The organism is Burkholderia glumae LMG 2196 = ATCC 33617 (assembly GCF_000960995.1).
Classification (GTDB): domain Bacteria; phylum Pseudomonadota; class Gammaproteobacteria; order Burkholderiales; family Burkholderiaceae; genus Burkholderia; species Burkholderia glumae.
In genome coordinates, this window is the sequence record NZ_CP009435.1 from 1,888,827 (window position 1) to 1,904,248 (window position 15,422).

Genomic DNA, 15,422 nt, shown 5'->3' on the forward strand with positions numbered 1-15,422 from the left:
GGCGTGGCCGACCGGCCGCGAGCCGCCGCATCGCGGTTTCGCTCAGTTTTCTTCTTCCAGCCAGCAGGTGCCGTGCTGGGCGAGCATCGCGCTCGCGGCGGCCGGCCCCCAGGTGCCCGATGCGTAGGGCTTCGGCGGCTTCAGCGATTTCTGCCATTCGTTCTGGATCGGCTCGACCCAGCGCCAGGCGGCTTCCTGCTCGTCGCGCCGCACGAACAGCGCGAGGCGTCCGTTGATCACGTCGAGCAGCAGGCGCTGGTAGGCCTCCATCTGGCCTTCCTTGAAAAACTGGTCGAACGCGAGGTCGAGGTGCACGCTCGCCAGGTTCATGCCCTCGCCGGGTTGCTTGGCGAGGCAGTAGAGGCGGATCGACTCGTTCGGCTGCAGCCGGATCACCAGCCGGTTCGCGCCGGCGCGCAGCGCGGAGGCACCGAGCGCCGAATGCGGCACGGCGCGGAAGTTGACCACGATCTCGGCGACGCGATCGGCGAGCCGCTTGCCGGTACGCAGGAAGAACGGCACGCCGGCCCAGCGCCAGTTCTCGATCTCGACCTTCAGCGCGACGTAGGTCTCGGTCGTGCTGTCGGGCTTCACGCCCGGCTCGGTGGCATAGGCGGGCACCTGGGTGCCCTTGATGGTGCCGCTGTGGTACTGGCCGCGCACGGCCACCTTGCTGATGTCGCGCGGGTCGACCGGCTTGAGCGCGCGCAGCACGCGCAGCTTTTCGTCGCGCACCGAATCCGAATCCATCGAATGCGGCGGCTCCATCGCCACGATCGACAGCAGCTGCAGCAGGTGGTTCTGCACCATGTCGCGCAGCGCGCCGGTGTTGTCGTAGAAATCGCCGCGCGCTTCCACGCCGAGTTCCTCGGCGATCGTGATCTGGATGCTCTCCACCCACTCGCGGCGCCACAGCGGCTCGAACAGCGCATTGCCGAAGCGCAGCGCCAGCAGGTTTTGTACCGGCTCCTTGCCGAGATAGTGGTCGATCCGGTAGATCTGGTCCTCGGCGAAGATCTCGCCCACCGCGTCGTTGATTTCGTTGGACGAGGCGAGGTCGTAGCCGAGCGGCTTCTCGAGCACGATGCGCGCGCCTTCGCTCAGGCCCACGCCGGCCAGCGCCTTGCAGATCGGCTCGAACAGCGAGGGGCCGGTGGCCAGGTAGAACACGCGCGTGCCGGGCAGCGTGCCGATCGCATCGCGCAGCACCTCGTAATCCGCCGGGCGGCCGAGGTCGAGATGGACATAGTCGATGCGCGCGAGGAAGCGCTGCCAGTCGGCCTCCTGGAACGCGCTGCCCGACGCCTTCCTCGCATGCGGCTTCACGTGTTCCTCGACCCAGCGGTGATAGGCGGCGCGATCCGACTCGTGGCGCGCGACCGCGACAATGCGTCCCGCCTCGGCGAGCATGTTGGCGCGGTGCGCCTCGAACAGCGCGGGTAGGATCTTGCGCATCGACAGGTCGCCGGTGCCGCCGAACAGAACGAAGGTAAAGCTGGAATCGGTTTGCATGTGTCTCCGCCCGGTTGGAAGTGCCCCCACCACGGCATGCCTGCGACCTCGATCCGGCGGGCGCGGCGGGTACGAATCGGAACCGTAGTGCGATAAAAATATTTTTGACACTGAATTGTAGTTTAACTACAATCCGCCGCAAGGGGTAGACCTGAACGAAGAAAAAGAAGCGCACACGATCGATCGGGGAAGCGCGCTCTTCGTGCCGGGACGGTCCGGGCGGCAACGCGCCGAGACCGAATGTTAAAGGACATTGGCGAAACGCATCGTGCGCCGGTCCGCGACGGCCCCGAGGTTCGGTGTCGCGCGACGGCGTACCCGGAACCATCAAGATCGGAGGAGACAAGCCTTGAATCTCGATCCACTCAGTTCCTGAGCGCCCGCGGCCGGCAACGGCCCGACCGGTTCCGGTCGTCCGCGGCATGTCATTCCGGTGGTGTCGTTATGCAGGTTCCCGAGCAAGCCGGCTTTCGCGGAGTCGAAAGCCTTACGAGTTGGTTCAATCCAATCTGGAGGAGATAAGTCAATGAAAGTTCGCGCGATGATGGGCGCGCTGTGCGCCGCAGGCCTGATGTTCGGTGCCGCCACGGCGCAGGCGGCCGAGGACGTGACGGTGCTGCACTGGTGGACCTCGGGTGGCGAGTCGAAGGCAGTGGGCGTGCTGAAGGACGACCTGCAGAAGCAGGGCTACGTGTGGAAGGATTTCGCGGTGGCGGGCGGCGCGGGCGCGGCGGCCATGACCGCGCTGAAGACCAAGGTGATCAGCGGCGACGCACCGTCGGCCGCGCAGATCAAGGGTCCGCTGATTCAGGAATGGGCCGACCAGGGCGTGCTGGTCAACATCGACTCGGTCGCGGGTGACTGGAAGCAGAACCTGCCGCCGGAAATCGACAAGATCATCAAGTACAAGGGCCACTACGTGGCGGCACCGTTCTCGGTGCATCGCGTGAACTGGCTGTACATCAACAAGGCCGCGCTCGACAAGGCGGGCGGCAAGGTGCCGACCAACTGGCCGGAATTCTTCCAGGTCGCCGACAAGATGAAGGCCGCCGGCATCCAGCCGATCGCGATGGGCGGCCAGCCGTGGCAGGATCTGACGCTGTGGGAGGACGTGGTGCTGTCCGAAGGCGCCGACTTCTACAAGAAGGCGCTCGTCGATCTCGACCAGGCGACGCTGACTTCGCCGAAGATGCTCGACGTGTTCAACACGGTGCGCAAGATCCAGGGCTACTTCGACCCGAGCCGCAACGGCCGCGACTGGAACCTGGCCACGGCGATGGTGATCAACGGCAAGGCCGGCATGCAGTTCATGGGCGACTGGGCCAAGGGCGAGTTCGAGAACGCCGGCAAGAAGTCGGGCAAGGACTACATCTGCGCGCCGGTGCCGGGCACCGCGAACGGCTACACGTTCAACGTCGACTCGTTCGTGTTCTTCCAGCAGAAGGGTTCGGACAAGGCCACGCCGGGCCAGCTGGCGCTCGCCAAGACCATCATGACGCCGGGCTTCCAGGAGCAGTTCAGCCTGCTGAAGGGCTCGATTCCGGTGCGCCTGGGCGTGAAGATGGACAAGTTCGACGACTGCGCGAAGAAGTCCTACGCGGATGAGCAGGCCGCCCTGAAGGCGGGCGGCTACGTGCCCTCGCTGGCGCACGGCATGGCGCAGGGCGATGCCACCGCCGGCGCGATCTCGGACGTCGTGACCAAGTTCATGAACTCGCAGGAAGATCCGAAGGCCGCGGTGGCGGCACTCGCCAAGGCCGCCAAGGTGAAGTAATCGCGCAGCGGGCGGCGCCGGCAGGCTTCACGCCGGCACCGCCCGAAGCGAGGCAAGCGGGCTCTCGCGGGCCCGCGCCGCACCCCGATGCCGTGCGCCTCGCCAGGCGGCCGGCGCCCCGTTTCAGGAGTCGAATCAAGTGGCTGCCCCTCTCAGCGGAAACGAATCCGGTCGCGACCACGTCGGCCGCCATCCGTCGCCGCTCTCCGCATTGGCCGATCGCTGGATCCCGAAGCTGGTGCTCGCCCCCAGCATCGCGATCGCCGTCGTGTTCATCTACGGCTTCATCCTCATCACCGGCTATCTGTCGCTGACCAAGTCGCGACTGCTGCCCAACTATACGTTCGACGGCTTCGGCCGCTACACGGACCTGTTCCAGAACGACGTCTGGTGGACGTCCGCCGCGAATCTCGGCTGGTTCGGCATCCCGTTCATCGCGATTTGCGTGGTGCTCGGCCTGTTCCTCGCGATCCTGCTCGATCAGAAGATCCGCAACGAGGGCGCGCTGCGCGCGGTGTTCCTGTATCCGATGGCGCTTTCGTTCATCGTCACCGGCACCGCCTGGCAGTGGATCCTGAATCCCGGCCTCGGCCTCGAGAAGGTGCTGCAGGACTGGGGCTGGACCAGCTTCTCGTTCGGCTGGCTCGACGATCCGGACAAGGCGATCTTCTGCGTCGTGATCGCCGCGGTCTGGCAATCGACCGGCTTCGTGATGGCGCTGTTCCTGGCCGGCCTGCGCGGCGTGGACGGCGAGATCTTCAAGGCGGCCCAGGTGGACGGCGCGACGCTGCCCACCATCTACCGCAAGATCGTGATCCCGAGCATGCGCCCGGTGTTCTTCTCGGTGCTGCTGATTCTCTGCCACATCACGATCAAGACCTTCGACCTCGTCGTGGCGCTGACGGCGGGCGGCCCCGGCACCTCGTCGTCGCTGCCGGCCATGTTCATGTATACCTATTCGTTCAATCGCGGGCAGCTCGGCGTGGGCGCGGCCTCGTCGGTGATGATGCTCGTGACCGTGGTCGCGGTGCTCGTGCCGCTGATGTATATGGAATCGAGGAGCACGCGCAATGCAGCCTAAGATGACGATAAGCCGCGGCGTCATTTACGCGGTGCTGATCCTGTTCGCCCTGTACTTCCTGCTGCCGCTCTACGTGATGCTGTCCACGTCCTTCAAGGATCTCGACCAGCTGCGCACCGGCAACCTGCTCACGCCGCCGACCCACTGGACCATCGATCCGTGGCTCAAGGCCTGGGGCACGGCCTGCACCGGCGTGCGCTGCGACGGCATGAAGCCGTTCTTCTTCAACTCGCTGAAGATGGTGATCCCGGCCGTGCTGATCTCGTCGCTGATCGGCGCGTTCAACGGCTACGTGCTCACGCACTGGCGCTTTCGCGGCGTGGACGCGCTGTTTACGCTGCTGCTGGTGGGCTGCTTCATCCCGTTCCAGGTGATCCTGCTGCCGATGGCGCGCGTCGAGGGCCTGTTCGGCCTGGCCAACACCACCACCGGGCTGGTGCTGGTGCACGTGGTGTACGGCATCGCGTTCACCACCATGTTCTTCCGCAACTTCTACGTCAGCGTGCCCGCCGAACTGGTGAAGGCCGCGCGCATCGACGGCGCGGGCTTCTTCACGATCTTCACGCGGATCCTGCTGCCGGTGTCGCTGCCGATCTTCATGGTTTGCCTGATCTGGCAGTTCACCCAGATCTGGAACGACTTCCTGTTCGGCATCGTGTTCTCCGGCGTCGATTCGATGCCGATCACGGTCGCGCTGAACAATCTCGTGAACACGTCGACGGGCGTGAAGGAATACAACGTCGACATGGCCGGCGCGATCATCGCCGCGCTGCCGACGCTGCTCGTGTACGTGATCGCCGGCCGCTATTTCGTGCGCGGGCTGACCGCGGGCGCGGTGAAGGGCTGACGGGCGCGGCCTTCCCGAACGATTTCCGAACCTACCGGCCGCGCATGCAGGGCGCGCGGCGCGCAGAACAGACGCGGCGCGCGGCGCCGCACCGAGACAGAGGATTCACAGCATGGCAAGCCTTTCCATCCGTGACGTGTACAAGACCTATCCGAACGGGGTGCCGGTCCTGAAGGGCGTCGACATCGATATCGAGGACGGCCAGTTCCTGATCCTGGTCGGCGGTTCGGGCTGCGGGAAGTCGACGCTGCTCAACATGATCGCCGGCCTGGAGACGGTCACGAAGGGCGAGATCCGGATCGGCGGCAAGGTCGTCAACGACCTGTCGCCGAAGGATCGCGACATCGCGATGGTGTTTCAGTCCTATGCGCTCTACCCGTCGATGACGGTCAAGGAGAACATCTCGTTCGGCCTGAACATCCGCAAGGTGCCCAAGCAGGAGCAAAAGCAGATCGTCGACCGCGTGGCTGCGATGCTGCAGATCGAGCACCTGCTCGACCGCAAGCCGGGCCAGCTGTCGGGCGGCCAGCGCCAGCGCGTGGCGATGGGCCGGGCGCTCGCGCGCGATCCCTCGCTGTTCCTGTTCGACGAGCCGCTGTCGAACCTCGACGCGAAGCTGCGCATCGAGATGCGCGCCGAAATCAAGCTGCTGCACCAGCGTCTGGGCACCACCATCGTCTACGTGACGCATGACCAGATCGAGGCGATGACGCTCGGCGACCGCATCGCGGTGATGAAGGACGGCGTGGTGCAGCAGTTCGGCGCGCCGCAGGACATCTACGATTCGCCGTCGAACCTGTTCGTGGCCGGCTTCATCGGCGCGCCGCCGATGAACTTCATCAACGGCAAGCTGGTGGAGCAGGGCAGCGGCGTGGGCCTCGAGATCGACACGGGCGCCACGCGCGGCGTGCTGAACCTGCCGTTCGAGCGCGCCAAGCTGAACGGCCATCTCGGCCGCGAGGTGATCCTCGGCCTGCGCCCGGAGCGCATCACCGACGCGCGCAACGCGCACGACGGCCAGGCCTCGGCGCTGCAGCCGCTCGACGTGATCGTCGACGTGACCGAGCCGACCGGCCCGGACACGCACGTGTTCGCGCAGGTCAACGGCAAGCGCATCGTGAGCCGCGTCCACCCGGCCGCGAATCCGCAGCCGCAACAGCGGCTGAAGCTGCTGTTCGACGTGTCCAAGGCGGTGGCGTTCGATCCGGCCACGGAAGCGCGGATCGCTTGATGCGCTGAGGCGTGCCCCGGGGCGCTTGTCGCCCCGCATGCCGGATCGAACACGGGCCGCCTGCGGGCGGCCCGTTGCTTTTTGGGCACCGAAGCCGGGCAACCGCAGGCGATGGCGGGCACACCGCGCAGCAGAAGGCGGGCGGTAGGCGGGCCGCACGCTGTGGCCGGTCCGCTGTCGGAATGCCGTCGGGACGCCGGCGGCCCGATACGGGCGATCTCAGCGCGCCTCGCGCGGCGAGCCGCGCTCGCCCGAGGTGATGGCGCCGAGCGCCGAGGCCGGCTGCAGCAGCACCAGCACCGCGCCGGCACCGCCGTCGTGGCCGCGCGCCTCGCAGAATGCGATCACTTCCTCCTTCTGCACCAGCCACGCACGGACCTTGCCCTTCAGCACCGGCTCCTTGCCGATCGAGCCGAGTCCCTTGCCGTGGATCACGCGCAGGCAGCGCAGCCCCTTCTTGCCGGCTTCGCGGATGAACGTGGCGAGCGCCTCGCGCGCCTCGTCGCGGCGCATGCCGTGCAGATCCAGCTGGGACTGGACGATCCAGGCGCCGCTGCGCAGCTTCCGGACCACGTCGCGGCTGACGCCTGGGCGGTGGTAATAAAGGCTCTCGTCGGAGTCGAGCAGCGTTTCCGGATCGAATTCGTCGGACAAGGTCTCCGACAGCACCGCCTCCTCGTCACGGCGCGTCTGCTTCGGCAGCGGCTGGGGCGGATCACGCCGGGCGGCGGCCCGGGCAGGGGCGGCGAGCGGCGTGATCGCGCCGATCTCGTGGCGGAACAGGTTTGCGTCGGCCTCGGCCTCGCGCGCGTCGCGCTGCGCCTGCGCGAGCGCGCGCGCCTGCCGCTCGGCCTCGCCCTTGAGGGCATCGCGCAGCGAGCCGAGGGCGGCCAGTCCGTGGTGCTTCAACGCGGCGGCGGTCGCGGCGGGGGCCGGCACGATCGGCTCGGCGGGCCGGACGGGGGCGGCGGCGCGGCGCTTGGCCGGGTCGCTCGGGTGGGGCTGGTTCTTGGCCATGATGGTCGACGGATCGAAGGGCGGCCGGCCGGGGCCGGCCGCGCGCCAATGAAAAAGGCCGCTGCGCACGGCAGCGGCCTTGGGCCGGCACGGCGGCGTCAGCGGACGTCGGCGGGCCGGCGGACTGCGGTGGGCGTGCGGTGCGCGGCGGCTTCATTGTAGCGTCGCCGCGCGCCGCGCCGCTCAGTTCGCGTCGTGCAGGCTCTCGAGGTAGCGCTGTGCGTCGAGCGCGGCCATGCAGCCCGTGCCGGCGCTGGTGATGGCCTGCCGGTAGATGTGATCCTGCACGTCGCCGGCCGCGAACACGCCCGGGACGCTGGTGGCCGTGGCGTTGCCCGCCAGGCCGCTCTTGGTGACGATGTAGCCGTCCTTCATCTCGAGCTGGCCCTGGAAGATGTCGGTGTTCGGCTTGTGGCCGATCGCCACGAACACGCCCTGCAGCGCGATCTGCTCGGTCTCGCCCGTGCCGGTGTGCTTGATCCTCACGCCGGTGACGCCCGAATCGTCGCCCGTGACCTCGTCGAGCACGTGGTTCCACTTGATCTCGACCTTGCCTTCCTTTTCCTTCTCGAGCAGCCGGTCGATCAGGATCGGCTCGGCGCGGAACTTGTCGCGGCGGTGGATCACGGTGACCTTCTTCGCGATCCCGGTCAGGTAGAGCGCTTCCTCGACGGCCGTGTTGCCGCCGCCGATCACGGCCACGTCCTGGTTGCGGTAGAAGAAGCCGTCGCAGGTCGCGCAGGCCGACACGCCCTTGCCCATGAACGCCTCCTCCGAGGCGAGCCCGAGGTACTGCGCCGAGGCGCCGGTCGAGATGATCAGCGCGTCGCAGGTGTATTCGCCGGAATCGCCGATCAGGCGGATCGGCTTCTCGTCGAGCCGGGCGGTGTGGATGTGATCGAACACGATTTCCGTGTTGAAGCGCTCCGCGTGCTCGAGGAAACGCTGCATCAGCTCCGGGCCTTGCACGCCGTTCGGGTCCGCGGGCCAGTTTTCGACGTCGGTCGTAGTCATCAGCTGGCCGCCCTGCGCGATGCCCGTGATGAGCAGCGGCGACAGATTGGCGCGCGCGGCGTAGACGGCGGCCGTGTAGCCGGCGGGGCCGGAACCGAGAATCAGAACTTTCGCGTGTTTGGTGGACATGTGCAGGATCCGTAAAAAGCGGCCGGACGGTCGGGATGACGCGGCGTGCGGCGAGGGGCAAGCGGGCCGGGGCGGCGCGAGACAGCGGCGGCGCACCGGCACGATGCCGTAGGTGGGTACCAGACGCGCATTATAAAGGGGCGTGTGCTGCGCCGCCGAGCCGGCGTTTCAATGGCGTCGATAGCATGCGTCGATCGGGCCGTTACCGTCATTTACACTTGCCGTGTCACGCCAGCGTTTACAATAATCGCGATCGAACGATCGGCGGCCCGGCGCGGGCGCCTCTTCTACACGGATTCATGGCAAAAGCTACCTATACGGCTCAGGCGCAGGCGCTGCCGCATCGCATGTCGCGGCTGCTCGTCGAGATTCGCTGGATTCTGCAGGTCGCGGTGTTCGCGTTCCTGCTGATGGCACTCGTGAGCTACAGCCGTCGCGACCCGAGCTGGACGCACGCGGCCCAGGTCGACCACATCGCCAACTGGGCCGGCCGAGTCGGCGCCTGGACGGCCGACATCCTGCTGCTGCTGTTCGGCATCTCGGCCTACTGGCTGGTCGCGCTGCTGGCGCGCCGGATCGCCGCCAACTACCGCCGCATCACGCGCCATGAGGCGGTGCCCGACGACGAGCCGGCCCGGCCGGTGGGCTGGCTTCCCGAGGGCCTGGCATTCGTGCTGGTGCTGCTCGCGAGCGACGGCATCGAGGCGCTGCGCATGTGGTCGCTGAAGGTGCCGCTGCCGCGCGCGCCGGGCGGCGTGATCGGCGAGACGGTGGCGCGCGGCGTGTCGCACGCGCTCGGCTTCACGGGGGGCACGCTGGCGCTGCTGGTCGCGCTCGCGATCGGTCTGTCGCTGTACTTCCGGTTCTCGTGGCTGTCGGTCTGCGAGCGCGTCGGCGACGCGATCATCAACGCCTTCACGCTCGCCAAGCTGCGTCGCGAGGCCGAGCGCGACCGCCGGCTCGGCGAGGCCGCCGCGGTGCGCCGCGAGGGCAAGGTGGAAGAGGAGCGGGTGCGCATCGAGGAGCACGAGCCCGTCACGATCGTGCCGCCGGTGGTCACGCCGGCCAAGTCCGAGCGCGTCGAGCGCGAGCGCCAGGCGCCGCTCTTCACCGACCTGCCCGGCGATTCGACGCTGCCGGCCGTCTCGCTGCTCGATCCGGCGCCGCAGGCGCAGGAGTCGATCTCGGCCGACACGCTGGAATTCACCTCGCGGCTGATCGAGAAGAAGCTCAAGGACTTCGGCGTCGAGGTGAGCGTGGTGGCGGCCTACCCCGGCCCGGTCGTCACGCGCTACGAGATCGAGCCCGCCACCGGCGTGAAGGGCAGCCAGATCGTCAATCTCGCCAAGGATCTCGCGCGTTCGCTGTCGCTCGTCTCGATCCGCGTGGTCGAGACGATCCCCGGCAAGAACTACATGGCGCTCGAACTGCCGAACCAGCGCCGCCAGACGGTGCGGCTGTCCGAGATCCTCGGCTCCGAGGTGTACGGCTCGGCCTCGTCGGCGCTGACCATGGGGCTCGGCAAGGACATCGGCGGCAAGCCGGTGTGCGCCGATCTCGCCAAGATGCCCCACCTGCTGGTGGCCGGCACGACCGGCTCGGGCAAGTCGGTGGGGATCAACGCGATGATCCTGTCGCTGCTCTACAAGAGCACGGCCGAGCAGGTGCGGATGATCCTGATCGACCCCAAGATGCTCGAAATGAGCGTCTACGAAGGCATTCCGCACCTGCTCTGCCCGGTCGTGACCGACATGCGCCAGGCCGGCAACGCGCTGAACTGGACCGTGGCCGAGATGGAGCGCCGCTACAAGCTGATGAGCAAGCTCGGCGTGCGCAATCTGGGCGGCTACAACCACAAGATCGACGAGGCGGCCCGGCGCGAGGAGAAGATCCCGAACCCGTTCAGCCTGACCCCCGAGGACCCGGAACCGCTCGGCCGCCTGCCCAACATCGTGGTGGTGATCGACGAGCTGGCCGACCTGATGATGGTGGTCGGCAAGAAGGTCGAGGAACTGATCGCGCGGATCGCGCAGAAGGCGCGCGCGGCCGGCATCCATCTGATCCTCGCCACCCAGCGCCCGTCGGTCGACGTGATCACCGGCCTCATCAAGGCCAACGTGCCGACCCGCATGGCGTTCCAGGTGTCGTCGAAGATCGACTCGCGCACCATCCTCGACCAGATGGGCGCCGAATCGCTGCTCGGCATGGGCGACATGCTCTACCTGCCGCCCGGCAGCGGGCTGCCGGTGCGCGTGCACGGTGCGTTCGTGTCCGACGAGGAAGTGCACCGCGTGGTCGAGAAGCTCAAGGAGCACGGCGAGCCGAACTATATCGAGGGGCTGCTCGAGGGCGGCACCGCCGAGGGCGAGGAAGGCTCGCCCGGCGCGGGAACCGGCGAGGCGGGCGGCGAGTCCGATCCACTATACGACCAGGCCGTCGAGATCGTCGTCAAGCATCGCCGCGCCTCGATCTCGCTCGTGCAGCGCCATCTGCGCATCGGCTACAACCGTGCTGCCCGCCTGCTCGAGCAGATGGAGCAATCGGGGCTCGTCTCGGCGATGTCGTCGAGCGGCAACCGAGAAATTCTGGTGCCGGCGCGCGACGCGGAGTGATCCGGGCCACCCGGACCCCCGCCGGCCGCGCCGGCCCGCCAATCAGGAGAAACCCACCAGATGAAAGCATTCCCGTTCGTCGTTCCCTCGTCCGCCCGCCGCGCGGTGCGTCATTTGCTCGCCGCGCTGGCCGGCACCGCGCTGCTCGGCGCCGCCTCGCACGCGTTCGCGGGCGGCACCGACGAACTGAAGGCATTCGTCGCGCAGGTGAAGTCGGCCCGCGGCGACTTCACGCAGCAGATCGTCAAGGCACCCTCGAAGGCCGCGAGCGGCGCGATCGCCACCACGGCCGCGAAATCCACCGACGATTCGAGCGGCAGCTTCGTGTTCCTGCGCCCGGGCAAGTTCGTCTGGTCCTACGAGAAGCCTTACCAGCAACTGCTGCAGGCCGACGGCGAGACGCTCTACGTCTACGACAAGGATCTGAACCAGGTGACCGAGCGCAAGCTGGCCGGCGCGCTCGGCGCGAGCCCGGCCGCGATCCTGTTCGGCAGCAACGACATCGAGAAGAACTACACGCTGCGCGACGCCGGCGAGAAGGGCGGCATCGACTGGGTCGAGATGCTGCCGAAGGCGCGCGACACGCAGTTCCAGCGCATCGGCATCGGCTTCAAGGGCGGCGCGCTGGCCGCGATGGAACTGCACGACGTGTTCGGCAACGTCACCCTGCTGACCTTCACCCACATGCAGACCAACCCGGCGCTGCCGGCCGGCCAGTTCCGCTTCTCGGTGCCCAAGGGCACCGACGTGATCAAGGGCTGAGCGCCGGCTCTGCGGCGCCGGTCGCACGGGCCTGCCAGCGATGGCAGGCCCGTTTCGTTTGGCGCCGGCCGGTGCGGCACGGTGCCCGCGCGATGGCGCGAGCGGGCACCAACCCGTCCATCCGGCGGGCGGTGCGCCGTGCGCCCGGCTGTCATAATGTCGGGCTGCGCGGCGATGGACGCCGCGCGGCACAAACGTAGGAGTCGAGGCCATGGCCGACCTGTTTGAAGTCGAACCGCGCCGCCCGCTCGCCGAGGCGCTGCGCCCGAAGACGCTTGCCGAGGTGATCGGCCAGACGCACCTTCTCGGCGACGGCAAGCCGCTGCGGCTCGCGTTCGAGTCGGGCAAGCCGCATTCGATGATCCTCTGGGGGCCGCCCGGCGTCGGCAAGACCACGCTCGCGCGGCTCACCGCCCACGCGTTCGACTGCGAGTTCATCGCGATCTCGGCGGTGCTGGGCGGCGTGAAGGACATCCGCGAATCGATGGAGCAGGCGCGCGAGACGTTGAACCGCAGTGGGCGCCACACCATCCTGTTCGTCGACGAGATCCATCGCTTCAACAAGAGCCAGCAGGACGCGCTGCTGCCGTTCGTCGAATCGGGGCTCGTGACCTTCATCGGCGCGACCACCGAGAATCCGAGCTTCGAGGTCAACTCGGCGCTGCTCTCGCGTGCCCAGGTGTACGTGCTGAAGTCGCTCAGCGACGACGAGATGCGCCAGCTGCTCGCGCGCGCGCAGCAGATCGCGCTCGACGGGCTCGAGTTCGAGCCGCTTGCCGTCGATACGCTGATCGGCTATGCCGACGGCGACGCGCGGCGTTTCCTGAACCTGCTCGAACAGGCGCAGACGGCCGCGCTGTCGGCGCGCACCAACCGGATCGATGCCGATTTCGTCGCCAGCGCGATGACGCTGAACGCGCGCCGCTTCGACAAGGGCGGCGACAACTTCTACGACCAGATCTCGGCGCTGCACAAGTCGGTGCGCGGCTCGAACCCGGACGCGGCGCTGTACTGGTTCTGCCGCATGCTCGACGGCGGCGCCGATCCGAAGTACCTGTCGCGCCGCATCGTGCGGATGGCCTGGGAGGACATCGGGCTCGCCGATCCGCGCGCAATGCAGGTGGCCAACGACGCGGCCGAGACCTTCGAGCGGCTCGGCTCGCCGGAAGGCGAGCTGGCGCTCGGCCAGGCGGTCATCTATCTGGCCTGCGCGGCCAAGAGCAACGCCGGCTACAACGCGTTCAACGCGGCCATGGCGTTCGTGCGGCAGGACAAGTCGCGCGAGGTGCCGGTGCATCTGCGCAACGCGCCCACCAAGCTGATGAAGGAACTCGGCTACGGCCACGCCTACCGCTACGCGCATGACGAGCCGAATGCCTACGCGGCCGGCGAGACGTATTTCCCCGACGGCATGCGCGAGCCGCGCTGGTACCAGCCGGTGCCGCGCGGGCTCGAGACCAAGATCGCCGAGAAGCTCGCCTGGCTGCGCGAGCTCGACCGCGAGGCCGGCAAGCCGGAGTGAACGGTGAACCCCCGGCCGGGGGCCGCGGCCGGCCGAACCCGAAATGAAGCGGCGCGGCCGGCCGGAATCGTCGCGTGCTTCGCCTCGGGCGGCAGCCGGCAGCGCCGCGCGGTGCGTTAGAATTCGCCTTTCACACAACGATTCTCCGGTCCTCCCATGCTCGACATCCAGTTGCTGCGCAAAGACCTCGACGGCGTTGCCAAGCGCCTCGCCGATCGCGGCTACATCCTCGACGTCGCCGCGTTCTCCTCGCTCGAGGCCGAACGCCGCGCGATCCAGACCCGCACCGAGGAACTGCAGGCACGCCGCAACAGCCTGTCCAAGCAGATCGGCGCGATGAAGGGGCGGGGCGAGGACACCTCGGCCGTGATGGCCGAGGTGGGCGGGATCGGCGACGAAATGAAGGCGTCGGCCGCGAAGCTCGACGAGATCCAGAGTGCGATGTCGGAACTGATGCTCGGCATGCCGAACCTCGCGCACGAGAGCGTGCCGGTGGGCGCCGACGAAGCCGGCAACGTCGAGGTGCGCCGCTGGGGCACGCCGCGCGCGTTCGATTTCGAGGTGCGCGACCACGTCGACGTCGGCACTCCGCTCGGCCTCGATTTCGAGACCGGCGCGAAGCTGTCCGGCGCGCGCTTCACGATGCTGCGCGGCCCGATCGCGCGCCTGCACCGTGCGCTCGCGCAGTTCATGATCGACACCCACACCCAGCAGCACGGGTACACCGAGACCTACACGCCGTACATCGTGAACCCGGACATCCTGCGTGGCACCGGCCAACTGCCGAAGTTCGCCGACGACATGTTCCGAGTGGAGAAGGGCGGCGGCGAGAACACCGTCACGCAGTACCTGATCTCGACCTCCGAGATCACGCTGACCAACACCGTGCGCGAGTCGATCCTCGATGCGGCCGAGCTGCCCGTCAAGCTGACCGCGCATTCGCCGTGCTTTCGCTCCGAGGCCGGCGCCTATGGGCGCGACACGCGCGGCATGATCCGCCAGCACCAGTTCGACAAGGTAGAGATGGTGCAGGTGACGGCACCCGACGCGTCGTATGCGGCGCTCGAGGAAATGGTCGGCCACGCGGAGGCGATCCTGCAAAAGCTCGAACTGCCTTACCGGGTGGTCACGCTCTGCACCGGCGACATGGGCTTCTCGGCCGCGAAGACCTACGACCTCGAAGTCTGGCTGCCCGCGCAGAACACCTATCGCGAGATCTCCAGCTGCTCGAACACCGAGTCGTTCCAGGCGCGGCGCATGCAGGCGCGCTTTCGCAACGCACAGGGCAAGCCCGAGCTCGTGCATACGCTGAACGGTTCGGGGCTCGCGGTGGGCCGCACGCTCGTGGCCGTGCTCGAGAACTACCAGAACGCCGACGGTTCGGTAACGGTGCCGGCCGCGCTGCGTCCGTACCTGGGTGGACTCGACACGATTGCGGCGCCGAACGCCGCGGCCTGAACGCGCGCAACGCATGCGCAGCGCCGGCAACGGCGATTCGCTCGTGCGGCACGCGACGCAAAGTTTTTTGCGGAAAGGACTTGGAAGTTTGAAAAGAGTTGTTCTATAATCTTTGCTTCGCCGGGGCACGACCTAGCACACGGCGATGCAGTCAAGAAGGAAAGGTGGCAGAGAGGTCGAATGCGCCGGACTCGAAATCCGGTGTACGGTTATACCGTACCGTGGGTTCGAATCCCACCCTTTCCGCCAGATACTTGAAACCCCTCGATGCTGAAAAGCATCGAGGGGTTTTGCTTTTGCCGGCCCGCTGCCGGCAGCGCTGCGCGATTCGACGGTGCGGGGCAGCGGAGGCTGCCGAGCAATACGCGCCCACGTTCTTCCGGTCTGTCAGCGAGGCGGATGTTTGTCTCGAAGGATGAGCCAATCCGCAGGCAGTCCACCGGCAGTGCGTGGTGGCATAGGC

Annotated in this window: 11 protein-coding genes and 1 tRNA gene; 9 read left to right on the top strand and 3 right to left on the bottom strand. The window is 67.6% G+C overall.

Annotated features, from left to right (window positions below; translation table 11 throughout):
* Positions 1-42: 42 nt before the first annotated feature.
* On the bottom strand, positions 43-1,512 hold the full coding sequence (gene zwf, locus KS03_RS21125; RefSeq protein WP_012734878.1) for a glucose-6-phosphate dehydrogenase: 1,470 nt from the start codon (positions 1,510-1,512) through the stop codon (positions 43-45).
* A 526-nt stretch (positions 1,513-2,038) separates the two neighbouring features.
* On the opposite strand from zwf, the gene KS03_RS21130 reads away from it, so the two are divergent.
* From KS03_RS21130 to KS03_RS21145, 4 genes are all read left to right on the top strand, one after another.
* Positions 2,039-3,286: an ABC transporter substrate-binding protein gene (locus KS03_RS21130; RefSeq protein WP_012734879.1), complete on the top strand. Its 1,248-nt coding sequence runs from the start codon at positions 2,039-2,041 to the stop codon at positions 3,284-3,286.
* A gap of 139 nt (positions 3,287-3,425) precedes the next feature.
* The gene (locus KS03_RS21135) at positions 3,426-4,367 is read left to right on the top strand and encodes a carbohydrate ABC transporter permease (protein ID WP_012734880.1); all 942 of its coding nucleotides are present in this window, start codon (positions 3,426-3,428) and stop codon (positions 4,365-4,367) included.
* Complete coding sequence (locus KS03_RS21140) at positions 4,357-5,214, top strand: carbohydrate ABC transporter permease (protein ID WP_012734881.1); 858 nt, start codon at positions 4,357-4,359, stop codon at positions 5,212-5,214. The genes KS03_RS21135 and KS03_RS21140 overlap by 11 nt, the downstream gene beginning before the upstream one ends.
* Before the next feature lie 112 nt (positions 5,215-5,326).
* On the top strand, positions 5,327-6,445 hold the full coding sequence (locus tag KS03_RS21145; protein WP_012734882.1) for an ABC transporter ATP-binding protein: 1,119 nt from the start codon (positions 5,327-5,329) through the stop codon (positions 6,443-6,445).
* Between the two features lie 219 nt (positions 6,446-6,664).
* Here the strand turns inward: KS03_RS21145 and KS03_RS21150 are convergent, their stop codons facing one another.
* A complete protein-coding gene (locus KS03_RS21150) occupies positions 6,665-7,462 on the bottom strand; it encodes a Smr/MutS family protein (protein WP_012734883.1) in 798 nt (265 codons plus the stop codon).
* 183 nt (positions 7,463-7,645) lie between these two features.
* Positions 7,646-8,605, bottom strand: a complete 960-nt coding sequence (gene trxB / locus KS03_RS21155) for a thioredoxin-disulfide reductase (RefSeq protein ID WP_012734884.1) — start codon at positions 8,603-8,605, stop codon at positions 7,646-7,648.
* A gap of 299 nt (positions 8,606-8,904) precedes the next feature.
* Here trxB and KS03_RS21160 point away from each other — a divergent pair, with 299 nt between their 5' ends.
* The 5 genes from KS03_RS21160 (at position 8,905) to KS03_RS21180 (ending at position 15,208) form a co-directional block, all read left to right on the top strand.
* A complete protein-coding gene (locus tag KS03_RS21160) occupies positions 8,905-11,217 on the top strand; it encodes a DNA translocase FtsK (RefSeq protein ID WP_012734885.1) in 2,313 nt (770 codons plus the stop codon).
* A gap of 60 nt (positions 11,218-11,277) precedes the next feature.
* Positions 11,278-11,979, top strand: a complete 702-nt coding sequence (gene lolA, locus KS03_RS21165; protein WP_012734886.1) for an outer membrane lipoprotein chaperone LolA — start codon at positions 11,278-11,280, stop codon at positions 11,977-11,979.
* Positions 11,980-12,190: 211 nt separating this feature from the next.
* Complete coding sequence (locus tag KS03_RS21170) at positions 12,191-13,501, top strand: replication-associated recombination protein A (protein ID WP_012734887.1); 1,311 nt, start codon at positions 12,191-12,193, stop codon at positions 13,499-13,501.
* Between the two features lie 156 nt (positions 13,502-13,657).
* Entirely contained in the window at positions 13,658-14,959 is a 1,302-nt protein-coding gene (serS, locus tag KS03_RS21175; protein WP_012734888.1) for a serine--tRNA ligase, read from the top strand.
* Positions 14,960-15,117: 158 nt separating this feature from the next.
* Positions 15,118-15,208 (top strand) — tRNA-Ser (locus tag KS03_RS21180).
* Positions 15,209-15,422: the final 214 nt, after the last annotated feature.